Source organism: Streptomyces sp. NBC_01166 (assembly GCF_045039765.1).
Taxonomy (GTDB): domain Bacteria; phylum Actinomycetota; class Actinomycetes; order Streptomycetales; family Streptomycetaceae; genus Streptomyces.
The window spans coordinates 1,097,696-1,116,904 of sequence record NZ_CP108613.1 but is presented as its reverse complement, the minus strand read 5'-3'; the positions used below and the strand labels follow the sequence as shown (position 1 = coordinate 1,116,904).

General features: G+C 73.7%; 6 protein-coding genes. 2 read left to right on the top strand and 4 right to left on the bottom strand.

Annotation, left to right across the window (positions count from 1 at the left end):
* Entirely contained in the window at positions 1 to 2,376 is a 2,376-nt protein-coding gene (locus tag OG379_RS05225; protein ID WP_405659796.1) for a beta-galactosidase, read from the bottom strand.
* A gap of 176 nt (positions 2,377 to 2,552) precedes the next feature.
* On the opposite strand from OG379_RS05225, the gene OG379_RS05220 reads away from it, so the two are divergent.
* A complete protein-coding gene (locus OG379_RS05220; RefSeq protein WP_405659795.1) occupies positions 2,553 to 3,290 on the top strand; it encodes a FadR/GntR family transcriptional regulator in 738 nt (245 codons plus the stop codon).
* On the opposite strand, the gene OG379_RS05215 is transcribed toward OG379_RS05220, so the two are convergent.
* Positions 3,279 to 4,604: an APC family permease gene (locus OG379_RS05215; RefSeq protein WP_405659792.1), complete on the bottom strand. Its 1,326-nt coding sequence runs from the start codon at positions 4,602 to 4,604 to the stop codon at positions 3,279 to 3,281. The two genes, OG379_RS05220 and OG379_RS05215, sit on opposite strands and share 12 nt — an antisense overlap.
* Positions 4,605 to 4,797: 193 nt before the next feature.
* Here OG379_RS05215 and OG379_RS05210 point away from each other — a divergent pair, with 193 nt between their 5' ends.
* Entirely contained in the window at positions 4,798 to 6,414 is a 1,617-nt protein-coding gene (locus OG379_RS05210) for a phytoene desaturase family protein (protein WP_405668415.1), read from the top strand.
* On the opposite strand, the gene OG379_RS05205 is transcribed toward OG379_RS05210, so the two are convergent.
* Positions 6,373 to 13,038 carry a beta-ketoacyl synthase N-terminal-like domain-containing protein gene (locus OG379_RS05205; RefSeq protein ID WP_405659789.1) on the bottom strand — a complete coding sequence of 2,222 codons (6,666 nt, stop codon included), beginning with the start codon at positions 13,036 to 13,038 and terminating at the stop codon, positions 6,373 to 6,375. The two genes, OG379_RS05210 and OG379_RS05205, sit on opposite strands and share 42 nt — an antisense overlap.
* A 42-nt stretch (positions 13,039 to 13,080) precedes the next feature.
* Complete coding sequence (locus tag OG379_RS05200; RefSeq protein WP_405659787.1) at positions 13,081 to 19,158, bottom strand: SDR family NAD(P)-dependent oxidoreductase; 6,078 nt, start codon at positions 19,156 to 19,158, stop codon at positions 13,081 to 13,083.
* Between the last annotated feature and the right edge of the window lie 51 nt (positions 19,159 to 19,209).

Here is a 19,209-nt window from a genome sequence, read left to right as displayed (position 1 = left end):
TCAGTCAAGGCCGGCGTCGGCGGAACGGACGGACGCCCGGCGAACGTGTTCCAGCCGGGCCGTGTGCAGGACAGCCGCCCCGTGCGCGGCGTCGAGTCCTTCGCGGACGGAGGCGTCGACGTGGACCTTGCTGTCATGGGGCAGCGGGAGCAGGCGGATCTCGACACCGTGCTCGACGGCCTCGTCGGCGAACCGGCGCAGGCCGATCTCCCACTCGGGGCCGTACCAGAAGTGGTCGGCGACGAGCCGGCCTCCGATGTACGCGCGCGCGACATCGCCGGTGAAGGAGAGACGCAGCAGCACTTCGCCTTCGACATCGAAGGCGGCGCGGGGAACGGAGATCCGGTACACGGCAGCGGAGTCGAAGTCCTCGTCCCGTGGAGCGGAGGCGCGGTTGTGCGAGCCACCGGTCCTCGCGGGCGGGGCTTCGGCCCCGGACCGCACACAGGTCACGACGCGTTCGTACGACTCCGAGGGCAGGCGGAGCGTCCACCGGGTGAAGGCGCCGTCGGCCTCAGGGGCGCCGAGGCCCGGCGCGGACAGCGCGGCCGGTGCGGGCAGCAGGGCGAACGAGGGGGTGGAGGAGACGGTGTGCAGGCGCAGTTCGGGGCCGTCGGCCAGGACGAGCTCGTCGCACAGGACCAGCCTGTCCTCGCCCCAGACACGGACCCGGTTCACGGACCGCGCGCGGTCCTCGTCGAGCACGAGCACGCGCACGGGGCCTGCCGGGCCGTGGACCGTGAGGAGGGCGCCCGCGCCGGGCTCGGGCACGCACACCAGGGTGGAGTCCGCACCCGCCGTCACCTCTGCCGGGCCTTCGACACGCAGCCCGGCGGGCAGGGCGAGGCTCACAGGGATCCCGGCGGTGGCGGCGAGCACGGTCAGCGGGAGGCCGTCGACGTGGAGCCGGGTGACGGGCTGGGCAGTTGCCCAGCCCAGCCGGATTCCGCCACCCAGGTCGTAGCCGACCGGCCAGACGAAGTGGGCTCCGGAAGGCACGGTCACCGGCTGCCCGGGGAAGGTCACGGTGCGGGCGTCGTCGAGCACGACCCGGAAACGGACCTGCTCGTGCTCCGACAACGACTCGTGCGGCTGGTGGTTGTTGACGAACAGGAACCCTCGCTCACCGTCGGAGCGGACGGCCCAGCGCAGGGTGGTGCGGTCGTCGAGCCCGTCGGGCTCGGCGTCGGGGAGTGCCGTCGGCATCCCGGCCAGGTCGGCCCCGGAGTCCGCCAGGAAGAGGTGCTGGAGCCGCAGCCCGTGGAACGACGGCCGGACCTGCCCGTACTCGCCGAGGGGTGCCTGGAAGTCGTACGAGATCCTCGGCAGGTCGTTGGGGTAACCCGTGGCGTGGGACTCCTGGTTGGGGACCGACCGGTCCAGGCGCTGTGAGCAGCCGTGGTACAGGTAGTAGCCCTGCCACACGGAGCCGCTGCCGAGCTTGGCCAGCGCCAGCGAGGTGACGTCCTCGGCCGGCACGACGGGGCGGCGGTGGTAGGCGATGGCCATGCCGCCGCCGAGTTCGCAGGTGGCGTACGGGTAGCGGCGGTCGTCCGGGCCCGTGCCGGTGGGTGCGGAGTTCCGGAGGTCGGCACCGATGGCGTGGTCGTCGCGGATGGGCGTGAAGAAGTAGTGGCGACGCATGTCCCGCGTCCAGCCCTCGTGCGCGTCCTCCCAGAACGCCTCGGGGTAGCCGCCGTACAGAGGCAGCAGGACGTCCTCGGGAAGCTGTGCCGCACCCCATCCCGTCGCGGTCCACAGCGGTGCCCGGATACCCACGGCCTCCGCCGTACGCCGGAGCGTCGCGAGGTGGGCCGGCTGGTCGTACAGCTCGTTCTCGACCTGTACGGCGACGATCGGCCCGCCCTCGTCGTGCGCGAGCCCGCGCAGCTCGTGCGCGATCCGGGCGTAGTACGGCTCGACGAGGGCCAGGTAGGCCGGATCGTCGGTGCGGGGCGTGCAGTCGACGCCCTCCAGCCAGTCGGGGAAGCCGCCGTTGCGGCACTCGCCGTGCGACCACGGACCGATGCGCACCGCCACGGCCAGACCGAGTTCCCCGCACAGCTGTACGAAGTGGCGTACGTCGAGGTTCCCGTCGAAGCGCAGGGTGCCGCGCAGATCCTCGTGCTGGTTCCAGAAGAGATACGTGGCGACGAGGTCGATGCCGCCCGCGCGCATCTTCAGCAGCTCCTCGCGCCATTCCGCTGCCGGATACCGGCTGAAGTGGAACTCGCCCATGACGGGGATCCACGCCTCGCCTGCGCGGAGCACCCGGCGGCTGTCCACCGACACGGCCCGCGGAGCCCCTTCCGCGCTGCCCATCGGAAGGTGCCCGGACAGTGCCGGGGACGGCTTCTGGCTACGCAACGACAACATGACAGGCGGCTCCTGCGTGTGCGGCTCGGGGAAGTGGCTTCATCGTGGGCGCGGGCCCCTACCCTGTCAAGATGTATTCATAATTAATGCCTACCGCTAAAGTGTGGTCGCTCTGCACGCGCAGCAGCACCCACACAGCGCGCACCTCGGTGCGTGTATCGAGAGGAGAGCGCGACATGGCGTCCTACAGCGGACGAGGCGTCCACGGACAGGTCGTGCACATCCTCGGGGCACGCATCGTGGGCGGCGGCATCCCCGTGGGAGCGACCCTGGACATCCGTGCACTGGGCGAGGAACTCGACGTGAGCCTCACCGTCATGCGGGAATCGCTCAAGGTCCTCGCGAGCAAAGGGCTGATCGACGCACGTCAGAAGCGTGGAACGTTCGTCACCGAGCGAAGCCGCTGGAACCTGCTCGACGCGGACGTCATTCGCTGGAGAGTCGAGGGGGGCGGCGCCGACCAGCTGATGCGGGACCTCGCCGACGTCCGGTCCATCGTCGAACCCGCGGCGGCGCACCGCGCCGCACTGCACCGGACGGACGCGGACCTGGTCGCGCTCCAGGAGGCACTGGACGCCATGGGGCGCGCCCGGGCCGATTCGGCAGCCGCGGCGGAGAGCGACGCGGCTTTCCACCGGGCCCTGTTGGCCGCCACCGGCAACGAGATGCTGACCCGCATGGACATGCTGCTCGAACCAGGTCTCCGTGAGCGCGACCGGCTCGTCCACTCACACGCCGAAGCCGGCGACCCCGTGCCCAGCCATCAGGCTGTGCTGGACGCCGTCCGGGACCGCGACCCGGCACGGGCGGAACTCGCGATGCTCGACCTGCTCGCCAAGGCGGCGAACGACCTCGACCGGATCACCACCGGTTCCGAGGGCTCACCCGAGGGACAGCCCGCCTCAGGCCGCTGAGCGTGACCGCACCGCGGCGACGGCGCCGAGCACCGCGCCGACAGCCAGGACGAGGAGCCCCCTCAGCCAGACCTCCTGCTCGATCCGGGTCGCGAGCACGACGCAGGACACAGCCCCGAGAACGGGTACGGCCGTCGGCGCCCGGAAGTGCTCGCGAGGGGCGGCATCGCGACGCAGCACCAGGAGCGCGGTGTTGACGAGGAAGAAGACCACGAGGAGGAGCAGGACCAGGGTGGAGGCGAGGGTGGAGACATCGCCGGTCAGCGCCAGGAGCAGAGCGAGGCCGGTGGTCACGGCGATGGCGGCCCAGGGCGTGCGCCGCCCGGGCAGCACCTTCGTCAGGAAACGGGGCAGCAGGCCGTCCCGAGCCATGCCGTAGGCCAGCCGTGAGGACATGATGCCCGTCAGCAGGGCACCGTTCGCGACGGCCACCAGGGCGATGGCGCTGAAGAGCTCCGTGGGGACCCCGCCGGCGGCCCGGACGACTTCGAGGAGCGGCCCGCTCGACCCGGCGAGCGTTCCGGTCGGTACGGCCGCCGCGGCGGCTGCTCCGACCAGGGCGTACACCGCGCCCGCCGTGACCAGTGCGCCGAACAGCGCCCTCGGATACGAGCGGCGGGGGTCACGGGTCTCCTCAGCCACGTTGACGGAGGTCTCGAACCCCACGAAGGAGTAGTAGGCGAGCACCGCTCCGCTCAGCAGGGCTGCCGCGGGCCCCTCGCTCGCGGTGCCCAACTCCGTCAGTCTTCCCACGTCCCCGTCACCGCGCAGCACGATCCAGGCTCCGAGCCCGATCACGAGCAGCAGTCCGCCGACCTCGATGACCGTGGCGACGACGTTGGCCCGGGTCGACTCGCTGATCCCTCGCGCGTTCAGCAGCGCCAGCGCGACCAGGAAGACGATCGTCACCAGCACCACGGGGAGAGAGACGAACTCGGACAGGTAGTCGCCGCCGAACCCGCGGGCCAGTGCGGCCACCGACACGACTCCGGCGGCGAGCATGCAGAAACCGGCGAAGAAGCCGACGAACGGACCGTAGGCCAAGGTGGCGTAATGCGAGGCACCGCCCGCGCGCGGATATTTGGTGACCAGCTCCGCATAGGAGGCCGCTGTCAGCAGGGCCAGGCACAACGCCGCGAGCAGGGGAGCCCACACGGCGCCGCCCGATTCGGCGGCGACCTGGCCCACCAGGACGTACACCCCCGCCCCGAGGACGTCCCCGAGGATGAAGAAGTAGAGCAGCGGGGTGGTCAGGGACTTCTTGAGCGCGGCCGGGGAGTCCGGTGCCGAGGGCGTCGCAGGAGAAGGTTTCACATCGTCCCGTATACCCGGCCGGGTGCCCGGCAGGCGGCGGAACCCCCGGATGCTTGCGAGAGTGAGGAGGTCCGAAGGGTCCGGTACGAAAGCCGGCGCATCCGACGAGGTCCGGAGGACCATCACAGCTCTCCGCAGGGCGCGGCAGCGGGGCCGGGCGGACCAGGAACGTCGGGAACACATGGAGGTATCGATGCCGGACGCGGTGGTCATCGGGGCGGGGCCGAACGGCCTCGTCGCCGCGAATCTCCTCGCCGCTGCGGGTTGGAGCGTGGAGGTGCTGGAGGCGCAGCAGGAGCCGGGCGGCGCGGTCCGCAGCGACCGCGGCGTCCATCCCGACTACGTGAGCGACCTCTTCAGCGCCTTCTACCCGCTGGCTGCCGCCTCGCCGGTCCTCGGCGGTCTGGAGCTCCACGAGGAAGGGCTCAGATGGAGCCGCGCCCCGCGTGTGCTGGCGCATCCGCTGCCGGACGGCCGGTGCGCGGTCCTCGAACGCGGGGCGGAGGACACCGCGGCGGGGCTGGACACGTTCGCCGCGGGCGACGGGGCCGCCTGGCTCGATCTGTACGGCACATGGAGCCGCCTGGGTCCCGACATCCTGCGGGCCCTGTTCACCCCCTTCCCGCCGGTAGGCTCCGCCCTCCGTCTCGCTGCCAGGCTCCGGGCGTCCGGCGGTCTCCGGATGGCACGGACGATGGTGCTGCCCGTGCGTCGCCTCGGGGAGGAGGAGTTCCGGGGCGAGGGGGGCAGGCTCCTCCTCGCGGGCAACGCGCTGCACGCGGACCTCGGCCCGGAGGCTGCGGGGAGCGGAGGCTACGGATGGCTCATGTCCATGCTCGGCCAGACATACGGCTTCCCGGTGCCGGTAGGGGGAGCCGGGGCGCTCACAGCGGCCCTGGTGCGACGGCTGGAACGGCACGGTGGCGTGGTCCGCTGCGGAGAGCGCGTGACCGAGGTCGTCGTACGCGGCGGCCGTGCCGTCGGCGTACGCACCGCGGGGGGCGAAGCCGTACCGGCCTCCCGTGCCGTCCTCGCCGACGTGTCCGCGCCGGCGCTGTACGGCGAACTGGTCGACGCACGGCACCTGCCCGGCCGGATGCTGAGCGACCTGCGCCGGTTCCAGTGGGACTTCGCGACGTTCAAGGTCGACTGGGCGCTGAACGGCCCCGTGCCCTGGACCGCCGGGGACGCGTCCACGGCGGGAACCGTCCACCTGGCCGACGGGGTCGACGGTCTCACCCGCTTCGCCGCCCAGATCGCGACCGGCCAGGTGCCCGACCGCCCCTTCCTCCTCTTCGGACAGATGACCACCGCCGACGCCACACGCTCACCCGCCGGCACGGAGTCGGCTTGGGCGTACACCCACGTCCCGCACCGGATCAAGGGGGACGCGGGCGAGGACGACCTGACGGGGCGATGGGACCGGCGCGAGCAGGAAGCCATGGCCGACCGCATGGAGAACGAAGTGGAACGCTGGGCACCCGGGTTCCGCTCCCGCATCACGTCCCGGCGTCTTCTCGCGCCGCCCACCCTCGAGTCCATGGACGCCAACCTGCACGGCGGCGCGATCAACGGTGGGACCGCAGCCGCGCACCAGCAACTGGTGTTCCGCCCGACGGCCGGTACCGGGAGGCCCGAAACACCGGTGAAGGGCCTGTACCTCGCGTCGGCCTCGGCCCATCCGGGCGGCGGCGTGCACGGAGCCCCCGGCGCCAACGCCGCGCGTGCGGCGCTGCGCGGAAGGAGCGGGTGCGGGCTGCGCGCGCCGTCAATGCCGTGGGCCGTCCGCGCGGGGCGGAACACCGGGTGAGGTGTGTGGTGGACGGTCCGCCCCGGACACCACGCGCATACCCAGCCCACGCACCCGGTAGATGCACGTGTCATCGCCCCAGAGCGACGCGTCCGCCACCGCGTAGGGGCCCCGCTCGTCCGTGCCGCTCTCCACGATGTCCATGTCCACCCGGATCAGCCGGTGGGCAGGCGTGATCTGGCCCCGGTACGTCCAGGCCGTCTCGCGGCCGGGCAGCACCGGCTCGAACCTGGGGTGCGGGATGCCGTCGCCCGCTCCCCGTTCGACGAGGTGATACTGGAGCAGCTGGCACATGGCCTCGAGGCCCAGGGAGCCCGGCTGCACCGGGTCCTGGAAGAAGTGGGCCCGGAAGAACCAGGCGTCCGGGCGAACGTCCTTCTCCGACCGCAACCGGCCGAGTCCCGCGCTCCCCCCGTCCGGCCAGTAGCCCGTGATCCGGTCCAGCATCAGCAGCATGGGGCCCGGAAGGCGCGGCTCCCCGGCGCAGTACCGGGCGGGCCGGGCGGTCAGATCGACCGTACGGCCGCAGGGCTCGTCGAGGCGTGCCAGGTCATCCGCCGACGCCGCGAGACCCTGCTGGCCCTCGAAGGCCGACGGAGGGAAGTAACCGAAGACCGTGGAGAGTTCGAGCACGGGCACGCCGTCGGCCGTGCACGACACCCGGAACGACTCGATGATCATGTCCCCGCTGCGCGAGACGCGCGTCAGTTCGGCACGGGTACGGACCGTACGCGTCGCCGGGGTCACCTCGCCGGTGACCGTCCCCGACCCGTCGAGGTTGCGGAAGAGCAGGTCCACGCCCGTGGTCAGCGCGCTGCCCACGTACGAGGCGAGCCACCCGCAGGGTTGCAGCGCGATCTCCATGAGCACGGCGAACGGCACGGTGTGGCCACCGCTCTGCTCGAAGTACCAGGCCTCCGCCGGTACGTCGTACTCCGCGACGACGGTACTGCCCTCCCGCATCCCGGCCTGCGGCCCGTCCACCGAGGCGATCCGGCTCATGAAGTGGTACGGCGGCCCGGGGAGCCGGGCCACCCTGCGGGTGCCGTCGAAGGGCTCGTACATGGCGCCGAACGCCTCGCTCGGCCTGCCCCAGGCGCACGCCAGCAGCGAGGCGTAGTCGAAGGGAAATCCGTCGGCTGACACAGCCACCGGTTTCTCCTCGCGGTGCCCGGCCAGCCCGCCCAGCCGCGACAGCGGCACCGGGGCTCCGCCGGCCTGGACGAGGGGCGGGCCCGAGTGCCGCCATCGAGCCAGCGGCCAGTCGGGTACCAGCCGCAGTGCCATGCCGCGGCCCAGGAACGCCTTCGTCCCGTCCACCGAACCCAGCACGTCGGCGTGGAGCGTCGGTTCCGGCCCGGCCGAGACACCGCGTACGAACACCTCGTAGACGACCCGCCGGCCCTCCGGGGTCGCCTGGCCCCGGCACATGGCCCTGTAGGGGATCCCGCTGACCGGTTCGAAGCGCCAGCCGTCCCGGTCGACGGTGAAGCCCATGGCCGTGAGGTAGAACGCCATCGCCTGGAGACCGCCCTGGAGCATCAGAGTGCCCGGCATGCAGGGGTCGTTCTTGAAGTGCCCGGCGAAGAACCAGTCGTCCGGCGACAACGCGGTCTCGGCACGCAGATAGCCCCGGCCCCACGGGCCGCCGGCCGGGTCGAAGGCGGTCACCTCGTCCAGCAGCCGCAGCCGGCCCTCGTCGAGCCTCGGCGGGCGGACATGGGCCGCCGTCGCCTCCCAGCCCGGTCCGAAGCAGTCCGCCGGCCGCCCCTCCCCGAGGGCCCGCACCCGGTCCGTGCCGAAACGGGTCTCTCCGCAGCGCACGGCAGGCGGGTCGAGCGGCAGGTCGTCGCCTGGCGCGTGCTCGGCGGGATCCCACCGGACACCGCCGCTGCCGGCGAGCTCCGCGGGGGTGAAGAACCCGGCCTGGCCCTCACGGACACTGAGCCGGAGCTCGCCGTCCACGAAACAGTCGTAGTGGAAGAAGGCCAGCCGGACGCCCTCCTCCTCCGCGTGGCCGTCGACATGGATCTCGAAGCACAGCGTGTCACCGGCTCGCGGCGGCTCGCCGTGGAAGGTCACCTCGCAGCCCAGCAGCCGGTAGGCGCGCTCGCCCCGGTTGAGGAGGTCGACACCCAGCCAGCTGAGCAGGAGCAGATCGGCCTGGCCCGCCTCGATCAGCAGACCGGCCGGCATGCGTCCCGTGGAGTCCAGGTACCAGCTGTCGCGCAGGACGTCGGTCTCCGTCCAGATCCTTCCGTCCGTGCGCGCCGGAGCCGGCAGGGTCAGCGCCGCGGGCACCGCGTCGATGCCGGTGACCCGGTCCGCGAACAGCATGGGCGGCCCGGGCATCCGGGTCTGCACCGCGTATCCGTCCTGCTCGGCGAAGCGCGGGCCGAACAGGGCGGAGATCTCACGGGAGGCGAGGTGCTCCAACTGGCCGCGGTCGAATGCCGGACCCGGCCTCCGGGCCGGCGTGGGCGCCGGAGGCGGCTGGACGAGCGGGGGCGGTGCGGCCGGGGCGTGCCGCCGTACGGGGTCGGGGTCCGGCGGCACTGCGGTCGTCAGTGCGGTGACGGCGAGAGCCGACACCCGCAGGAACCGCTGATGGGCCTCCGTGTGCCCGGCCATGACCTCCTGGTGCAGCGCGGCGACCCGCAGACTCTGCCGGACGACCGCGGCCCGTACTCCCACCGCCCCCCGCTCCTCCGGGCTTTCGGCAGGCGGCCGGAGCCGCTGTTCCACGGCACCGGGGGAGGGAACGGCGAGAGCGGCCGGGGTGGTGAGGCCGCCGGAGTCCCGCGCCGGCGGGACGGCCGGTGCGGTGGAGTGTCGAGGACCACGGTCCTGCGGGGCGGCGGAGGGACGGCCGGGTCCGTCCGGTACCGGGGCCAGCTCGGGGGCCCGGGGCAGGATCGTCACAACAGGCTCCAGGGGCGGCAGGCACGGAGACGCGATCACGGGAACGGTGACGGTGGGCCCGGGCCGCGGGAGATCCGTGGCGGCCTCGGCGAGCCGGGCGAACACCTCGTCGGCCCGCACGGGCACTCCGGCGACGACGAGTTCGGCCACCGCAAGGCACAGCTGGCGCAGCCCGGTGTCCTCCGGGGAGTCCAGCGCGACGGCCACATGGTCCCGGTCGCCGAGGACTCGCTTGATCCAGCCGGTGCACAGCCTCCTCGGCCCGTGCTCCACGAACACCCGGACACCGTCGGCCCAGGCCTGCTCGACCGTGGCCGCGAAGTCGATCGTGCCCAGCCCCTGAGCGGTGATCGCCTCGGCGGCCCGCTCGGCCGTCGGCCGGTACGCCTGCCCGGTGGCCCCGCTGTAGAACAGAACCCCGGGCACCTCGACCGTGGGCCGGCGGTGGGTTTCGCGCCATACGTCCCGGACCTCGGCCAACTCCGGCGCGTGGGCCGCCATGTCGTAGTCCAGCTCGATCGCACGGTCGGCGCCGAGCCTGGCCACGACAGCCGCGCACGCCCGGGACTCGCCACCGATGACGCAGACCCCGGGCGCGTTCACCGCCATCAGATGGACCGCGGCCTCCGTGGCGAGCTCCGCACGGACCACGTCCAGGGGGACGCTGACCAGGTAGCTCGACCACCGGGAGCCCTGGATGCCCCGCTGCTGCCAGTGGCGCCGGACCGCCCGGAGCTCACCGGTGAGTTCGGTCGTGAACAGACCGCTGGCCAGGGTGGCTTCGTACAGCCCCGAGGCGTCCGGCCAGGCCCCCAGCGCGACCAGGGCTGCCGACTCGCCCGAGGAGTACCCGAGCGCGGCGTCCGGCCGCAAACCGAGCACCTCGCGGGTGAACACGGTGTGGAAGACGGACAGTTCGGCGGCGGCCCAGATCTGGCCGAGCACCCCGCGCTCCCGCTCCGGCTCGGAGCGCAACCGCGTGCCGATCGCCCGGTGGCTGTCCCGGACGGCCTCGCCGAGCGACGGAAGGGCGAGCATCAGCTCATGGCCCATCCCGGGGTACGCGGCCGAGCCGTTGGTGTACACGAACGCGGTCCGCCCGTCGACCGGCCGGTCCCGGTACAGCACATCGGCGGGACGGGGCCCGCCCCCCGTCAGCCAGCGGCGGGCGGCCGCCTTACGGTCCGACAGAGTGGTGTCGCCGCCGACCACGAGCGCCAGCCGGGCCGGTCCGGCGCCGGACTCCGTACCCGAGTCCAGCGCGGCCAGCACCTCCCGGCGGTCGGCCCCGGAGAAGACGTGCAGACGCGGAGCCGGTCCCCGCAGCCACGGCCGAGGGTCACCCGTGCGCAGGCGCACGCCCGCGGCGGGCCCCTCCATCGGCGTCACCACGGCCCGCGCGGTGTGGGCGACGGCCGCGGTGTCCGCGGGCCCGCCCGGACGCGGCACGGCGCGGTGCCGGAGTGCGAGCGCCGCGACCGCGACGGAGGCCAGCCCGGACGCAGCATGAGCACGCCCGAACGCCGACGCCGGGTCGAACGCCGCGCCGGGGCCGTCGCCGATGACCATGTCGGGCTCGTCGGAGGCCCCCTCGTCCAGCAGGGCGACGACGGTGTCGCCGTCCCTGCGCGCGGCGTCCAGGGGCTTGAGGACCAGGACGACCGCCGCGTCCCCCGGATCGCCCTCGCCCCCGAGCTCCCGCAGGGCCGCCCGGTGAACCGCCTCGCAGGACAGGTCGGTGGCACCGACGAGCGCCGCATCGGCCTCCCCCGACCGGACGGCCCGCGCCGCGATCTCCAGCGCCACCAGCCCGGACGCCTCCTCCGCGGACACCGCGAACGACGGCCCGGCCAGGTCCAGTTGCGTGCTGATCCGGCTGGCCACGAGGTTCGGCATGCTGCCCACCACCCCCTCCGCGGTCATGGGCGGCACGAACGCGTCCCGGGCCGGCCCGGCCGGCGGCACTCTCACGCCCTGCCCGGCGGCCTGTTCCAGCCAGTGCGGAACCCGCCAGCGGGCGCCCGCCCGGGCCACTTCGGGGTCCACCCCCATGCCGATGACCACCATGGTCCGCTCGCGAGGCAGGACCACATCCCGTGCGGCCTCCCGTGCGGCCTCCAGCACCAGAAGTTGGTGGCGTACGGTCCGCTCCAGCCCCGACGGCGGGAAGCACAGGCCCGTGAGCTCCACGGCGATCTCCGTGGCGGGACCCCGACGTTCACCGCCCAGCACCGCCCGGCGGAGGTCCTCGACGCAGGTCCCGTCGCCGACCCGGGCACCGAGGGCGACGATCGCCACCGCCCGGCCGCCGGAAGGCCCGTCGGGCCGCCGTACGGCAGTCGTCGCGCGGCGCGGCGGCCGCGGCACGGAGGCCGGGGGAGCGTCCTCCGCGTGGTCCACGACCAGATGGGCGTTGGTCCCGCCGAACCCGAAGGCGCTCACCGCCGCCCTGCGCGGCCCCGCCCACTCCTCCGGAGCGGTCAGCACCCGCAACGGCGTGCCCGCCAGCGCGTCCAGCGGCCGATCCGCGCCGAGTGTCGCCGGACGGACCCCCGCACGCAGCGCACCGAGCACCTTGAGCAGCCCGGCCACGCCCGCCGAAGCCAGCAGGTGCCCGACGTTCGACTTCGCCGAACCGATGGGCACGTCGTCACCGGCCCCGAAGACCCCGGCCATGCCCCGCACCTCCACCGCGTCACCGACCGGCGTTCCCGTCGCATGACACTCGACGAGCGACACCGAATCGGGAGCGACGCCCGCCATGCCGTAGGCCAGGCGCATGGCCCGTACCTGACCCTCTTCCGACGGGCTGATCAGCCCGGAACCGCGCCCGTCGTTCGACAGCCCCACACCGCGGATCACACCGAACACGGGCAGGCCGGCGGCGCGGGCCTCGGAATGCCGCATCAGGGCGACGAATCCGGCCCCCTCGCCGTGCACCAGCCCGTCCGCGTCCCGGTGGAAGGGGCGGCTGCGCCCCGTGCGGCTCGTCGCGGACAGGCCGCAGAACCCCACGTGCAGATACAGGGGATCGGGTCGGCTGACCCCACCGGCCACCATCAGATCGGCCGTGCCGTCGTGCAGCCGGTCGCACGCCAGCTTGATCGCGTACAACGAGGACGCGCAGGCCGCGTCGAGGGCCCACGCCCCCGCGCCGAGCCCGAGCGCACGGGCCGCGAGCCGTGCGGGCAGCCCGGAGGAGAAGCGGTTGCGTGCGTCGGGGCGCGCCCGGTGTTCACCCGTCAGCAGGGCGTCACGGAGCGGGGACCGCTGCGCGGAGAGCCAGACGTGTTCGGAGAAGGCCGCCCCGGCCTGCGTGGGGTACGACAGGTTTCCCATCACCAGGCCCCCGCGCGGCAGCGGTCCCACGCGGCCCGCCTCCGTCAGCGCCTGCCGCACCCCGTACAGGACCCAGTGGAAGAGCGGGTCCAGTGAGGAGATCCGCTCCGGGGGGATCCGGAAGCCGGCCGGATCGAAGACGGACCCGAACCCCTCGACGTAACCGCCGACATCGGTCCAGGTGCGGTCGAGGTGGTCGTCCACCGAGCCCATGGCCCAGCGGTGCGGCAACCGCCAGCGACCCGCCGGGGCAGCCGACACCGTGGTGCGGCCGGCGGCGATGTTCTCCCAGAACGTGTCCGGGTCGAGCGCGCCGGGCAGCACACAGCCCCGGCCGACGACGGCGATCGGTTCGAAATCCATGCGGGTACTCACTTCACGGCGGGGCGGAGTGCGGGGACGGGGTCAGGAGGGGCGGCGGACGAGCTCGACACCGATCAGTTCCAGCCGCACGGAGCCGTCGGCGTCGATCAGCGCCGCGTCGCAGCGCGCCCCCGTGTCATGTGCCTTGCGGCCCCGTACGACACACCGCACGGTGCCGTCCGACGGGCCGCGCCGGTGCACCCTGCACTCGGCGACGGCCATGGGCAGCGTCGCCGCCCCGAGTACGGCCTCGCCCCAGAGCAGGGCGAGTTGGAGCGCACCGTCCACGGCGGCCGGGTCGACCGTCCAGTGCGCGCCCTGCCAGTCCAGGGCGCGCACGCCCGCGACGGTCGCCTCGGCGCCCTGCTCGGAGACGCCGTGCACCGCGTGCAGGGCGTGGAACCACGGACCGTGGAAGAGGACCTTCCCGTCGTACACGTCGGCCCGGCCGAGCGGCCTCAGGCCGGCCGGGGCGTCCCACGCCGCCGGGTCCGGCTCCCCGCTCCCGGCGTCCAGCACGGCCCGGAAGTGAGCCAGGCCGTCCTCGCCCCGCAGCTCCGCCTCCAGAGCAGACGGCGAACCGGGTGCGCCCCGGCTGCCGGACAGGGTGAGCCGGTGGCCCGCACCTGCCAGTTCCGGCAGGGCGCACTTCTTGTACACACGCAGATCGCGCAGGACGAGCGGCCCGGGGGCCGGCAGCCAGGCCGTAGCGGCGCTCGCGAACCAGTTCAGGACCAGAGCCACAGGCAGCACCGGGGTCTCGGCGGGAGCGTGGTCGGCCAGCTGCGGCAGGGTGTCCGAGCGGACCAGCACCTGTGCCCGGGGCGGGCCGCCGACCCGGGAGAGGGCCGCAGGATCGTCCCCGGCCGCCAGGACGACGCGGGCGTCACCGGCGGTGCCGTCCAGCTCGGCCGTGAAGGCGGCCGCGCCCTGTTCCAGGGGGATGAGCGGGACCCCGGACCGGTCGAAATGTGCGGCCAGGGCGGGTGTGACCATGCCGCCCTGCCAGGGGCCCCAGGCGATGCACCGCACCAGGCAGCCCGGGCGGCGGGCCTGTTCGGCCGACGCGACCTGTTGGAGGACTTCGTTGGCCATGGCGTAGTCGCTCTGCCCGGTGTTGCCGAACACGGCGGCCACCGAGGAGAACAGGCAGATCATGTCCAGCGGATCGTCCGCCGTCGCGGCCAGCAGCGCCCGCAGACCGTCCACCTTGGTGGACATCACCAGCTCGGCCTGCTCATCGCTCTTGTCGGCGATCAGCTTGTCGGCCAGGACCCCCGCACCGTGCACGATGCCCGTGACCGGCCCCCACGTGTCGCGTACGTCGCGGAGAGCGGCGGCCAGGGCGTCGGCGTCGCGGGCGTCGACCTGGACGTACCGGACGGGGGACCCGGCCGACTCCAGCGCCGCCAGTGTCGCGCGTACCTCCCGCGCGGCCAGGATCTCCCTGGCCCGCGACGCGATCCGGGCGGGCGAGGAGTCCGCGGCGTCCCTTCCGGAGCGCTCCGCGAGCAGCCGGGTGAGCGTCGGCTCGTCGGACGCCGAAGCCAGCTCGGCGGGTTCGGCGGCCGGGTCGGTCCTGCCCACCAGCACGATACGTGGACCGTGGGTCCTGGCCAGGTCCAGCAGAGCGGCGGCGGTCACCCCACGCGCCCCGCCGGTTGCGACGATCACGGACGCGGAGGTGATCCGCCGCGTGTCGCCGGGCGTCACCTGCTCGGGCACCGTTTGCAGGAGGGTGCGGGTGCCGTCCGCGCGGAGACCGACCTCCATGTCGGCTCCGCCTTCGAGCAGTTCCCGCACGATCGCCTCGGCGAGCTCCTCGCCCTCCCGGCCGCCCCGCTCGCAGTCGACGATCCTTACCGAGGCGTCCGGCCACTCCTTCGCCGCGGTCCTGGCCAGCCCCGCGATACCACCCAGCCACGCGCGGCCGGGCGCGCGGCCACCGAGCCCGAAGTCGCCCCCGGTGTCCTGGACGGTCACGAACAGCGCACCCTCCGCGGCGGCTCGCGCCGCCACCGTACGCGCCGCGCGGAACGCCGACCGGTGGACCTCCGTCGCCTCCTGCGGCCCGTCACCCGCGGTCAGCCCGCCGAGATGGACGACACCGCGTGTGCCTGCGGGCACCTCCGCCGCCGCGGTGGCGTCCACTCCGCGCTCCGTCAGCTTCCGGGCGACGAGACCGGTCAGCCCGCATCCGTCCGTGCCCTCGCCGGTCACCACGACCGGGCGGTCCAGCAGTCCGGCCGTCGCCAGGCCGGAGGCCGGCGACTCCACCATGCGCGGTACCAGCCTCGTCAGCACCGTCGTCCAACCGGCCCCGGTGCGCGTGGCGGTGAGGTCCTCCGGGGCGCCGGAGGGCCCGGAGACCCCATGGGGCTCCGGTACGGGGGCGACCGCGCCCGCGGGGAAGCCGGCCGCGTCCTGGGGGCCCGGCGCCGACTCCCCCGAGGGCCGGGCGGCGGCGGTGAGCGCCTGGACGATCTCGCGCAGGGTGCGGAGCTTGCCGAGGTGGCCGACGTCTCCCGCCCCCAGGTCGCCCACCCGACGACGTACGGCCGACAGGATCTCGACGCGCTTGATGGAGTCGACCCCCAGGTCCGCCTCCAGCTCCATGTCCATGTCGAGCATGTCGCTGGGGTAGCCGGTGAGCTGGGCCACCACAGAGAGGAGCAACTCCTCCAGCTCCGACGGCGAAAGGGGCACGACATCATCAGCCGGAGCCGGAGCCGGAGCCGGAGCCGGAGCCGGAGCCGTCGCGGGCGAAGGCGCTGTTCCCGCACCGGCGTACGAAGGGGCTGCGGGAGCGGCGGCCGGGGCGGGCACGGCCGCCGTGACACCGGCCACGACCGGAGCGGTTGCCACGGACGCCGGTGCGCGCCCCGGTGACGAAGGCCGGGGCAGGGGCAGCGGCACGGGGAGAGCCGCCGCGTCGAGCACCTCACCCGTGCGGGGCATTCCGAGCATCGCGGCCAGAGTCGTCTCGGTCATCCGCAGAAAGGCCACATGGCTGTCCGTCAGCATGCGTTGGCAGGCCGCGTGGGCCTCCGCGGTGTGCCGCTGGACATTCTCGACCGCCGCATACCAGTCCGCGCCGACGGCCTCGGCGGCGTAAGGGGAGACGGTCTCGTGCACGGGCGCCGGCCCCGGCGAGGGTACGACGTCGTGAGCGTCCGCCGGATCGTGTGTGGGCTCCGGCGCGGGCAGTGGGACCGCAGGGGTGCCGGACGCGGATGCGTGCACGGGGGCGGTCCGCGGTCGGCCTTCCGGTCCGCGCTCCGGTGCGTGCGACGGTTCGGTGGATGCGGCGCGGGGCTGGTGGAGCTGACCGTAGTTGGCTCCGCTGATCTTCACGGTCATTCGGGGCTCGCGTTTCTTCGCTGAGGCTCCGGGCGTGCCGTACGGCGCCCAGAGGCTGTCGAGATCGAGGGGGACGCCGCGCACGGCGAGTTCGCCGAGCGCGGTGTGCAGGGTGCTGACCCCGGACCGGCCCGGCCGGTCCAGGGGAACGGCCGCGTGTTCGCGGTCGCCGAGGATCTGTCCGACCAGACCGGTCAGCGCGGCGCCCGCGCCGACCTCGACGAAGGTCCGGACCCCCGCCGCGTACATCGCCTCGATCTGGTCCTGGAAGAGCACCGGTGAGGCGAGATGACCGGCGACCCGGCTGCGCACCTCGTCGGGGTGCGACGGGTACGGTGCCGCGTCGGCGTTGCCGTAGACCTCGATCCCGGGCTCCGTGAGCGGCACCGTGCGCAGGTACGCGGCGAGCGGCTCGGCGGCCGCGGCGACCAGCGGGCTGTGGAACGCGGTCGACGTGGCCAGCCGACGGGTGCCCACCCCCTCGGCCGTGAACGCCTCCTCGGCGCGCAGGACGGCCTCCTGCGAACCCGAGAGCACCACCTGGTGCGGGGAGTTGTGGTTGGCCGGCCAGATCTCGCCGAATCCGCCGCCGGCCAGCACCTCCGCCACGTGCGCGCGGTCCGCCGCCACGGCCAGCATCGCCCCCGGTGTGACCGCCGCGTCCCGCATCAGCTCACCGCGGCGGCGGGCCAGACCCACCAGCGCCTCCGCTCCCAGCACACCCGCGCAGTGCAGCGCCACCAGCTCACCGAAGCTGTGGCCCGCCACGCAGTCCGGTCGCAGTCCCAGCTCCCGCACCACCTCCAGCAGTGCGAGCGCGTGCACGGCGAGGGCGGGCTGGGCCCACTCGGTGGCGTCCAGGAGGGCCCGCCGGTCCGCGCGCTCCTCATCGGTGAAGGCGGGCGGCGGGAACACCACGCGGTGCAGCGGCCGCCCGGCGAAGCGGGTGCCGCCGAGCCGGTCCCACACGGCCTGGGCGGCCGGCGCCAGCATGGCGAGGTCGGCTCCCATCCCGACGTACTGGGATCCCTGCCCCGGGAACAGGAAGCCGATTCGGCCCGGGGCGGGCTCCCCGGACGCGTACCGGACGCCGGCGGGTGTGGAGAACGCCGCGCCGGGTCGCTGCCGGATCGACGCGACCGCCTGCGCGTATTTCTCCCGCAGGTCCTCGGCGTCGGTGGCGACGACGGCCAGCCGCACCCGGGCGGCGGATGAGAAGGAGGTGTGGCTCTCCCGTGCCAGAGCGGCCAGCGGACGGCCGTCGTCCGTCCGCGGCGGCACCAGATCCGACACGGAGGCGCCGCTGAAGAGGACGAGTTCGCTCGGCGCCCACCGGTGGCGCAGGGCCGCGCGGCCCTGCGCCGAGGGCACGTACTCCTCCAGCGTGACGTGGAAGTTGCTGCCGCCGAAGCCGAAGCTCGACACCGAGGCCCGGCGAGGATGCCCGGCGGGCCGTACCCACGGGCGGGTCTCCGTATTGACGTAGAACGGGCCGTCGGGGGTGGCGGCCGCCGGATTCGGCCGGTCGACCTTGACGGTAGGCGGCAGCACCTTGTGGTGCAGGGCCATGACCGCCTTGAGCAGTCCCGCAGCACCCGCCGCGCACTTGGTGTGGCCGATCTGCGACTTGACCGAGCCGATCGCGCACCACTGCCCGTCCGGACGGCCGGACGCTCCGAACACCTCGCCGAGGGCGGCCAGTTCGGCGGTGTCCCCGGCCTTCGTGCCCGTTCCGTGCGCCTCGACCAGCTCCACGGTCTCCGGTCCGTAACCCGCCTCCTCGTAGGCGCGTCGCAGGGCGCGCGCCTGGCCGTCGGGCAGCGGGGCGTAGATCGCCGTGCTCCTGCCGTCGGACGAGGTGCCGATACCCCGGATCACGGCGTGGATCCGGTCGCCGTCGCGCTCCGCGTCGGACAACCGCTTCAGCGCATACATGACGACCGCTTCGCCGAGCATGGTGCCGTCGGCCGCGGCCGAGAACGGTCGGCAGTCACCGCTGGGGGACAGCGCGGGAGTCTTGGAGAAGCACAGGAACATGCCGATGTCGTTCCCGGTGTCCACGCCTCCGCTGATCACCAGGTCGGCCCGGCCGAGCGCCAGCTCACCGACGGCCGTGGACAGGGCGGCCAGTGAACTGGCACAGGCTGCGTCGGTGGTGTGGTTGACGCCGTGCAGATCGAACCGGTTGGCGATGCGGCCGGCGACGACGTTCCCGAGCAGACCGGGGAAGGTCGATTCCCGCCACGGCTCGAAACGGGCCGAGATGCGGTCGCACACGGCCTGCGCCTCTGCCTCCCCGAGGCCGCTCTCCCGCAGCCCCGCGAGCCACAGCGGGCGCTGGGTGCGCCCGTACATGTGCGGTAGGAGTTCCAGGGCGGCCGCACCGAGGACGACACCGGTCCGCTCCCGGTCCAACCCGGCCGGACCGCCGGCGTCCGCCAGCACCTGGTCGGCGACCATCAGGGCGAGCAGCTGGGAGGTGTCCGTCGCCGGCAGGTTGGCGGGAGGCACCCCGTAAGCCATCGGTTCGAAGTCCACCTCCGGCAGGAAGGCGCCCCGGCGGGCGTACGTCTTGTCGGTGGCGGCCGGGTCCGGGTCGTAGTGGTCCTCCACCCGCCAGCGGGACGGGGGCACCTCGGTCATCAGGTCCCGGCCGCCTGTCACGATCCGCCAGTAGCCGGCCGCGTCCGTCGCGCCGGGCACCACAGCGCCCACGCCGACCACGGCGACGGGAATCCGGTGGGACGGGGAATCGTGCACGGTCTCTCCTCGCAGCGGGGCTGTAATCGTGGGTGCCTTCCGGGCGCCGGG

What these genes read in the sequence shown, in the direction of transcription:
- OG379_RS05220 (WP_405659795.1), top strand. Translation starts at nt 2,553, where the DNA reads ATGGCGTCCTACAGCGGACGAGGCGTCCACGGACAGGTCGTGCACATC.
- OG379_RS05225 (WP_405659796.1), bottom strand. Translation starts at nt 2,376, where the DNA reads ATGTTGTCGTTGCGTAGCCAGAAGCCGTCCCCGGCACTGTCCGGGCAC.
- OG379_RS05205 (WP_405659789.1), bottom strand. Translation starts at nt 13,038, where the DNA reads ATGGATTTCGAACCGATCGCCGTCGTCGGCCGGGGCTGTGTGCTGCCC.
- OG379_RS05210 (WP_405668415.1), top strand. Translation starts at nt 4,798, where the DNA reads ATGCCGGACGCGGTGGTCATCGGGGCGGGGCCGAACGGCCTCGTCGCC.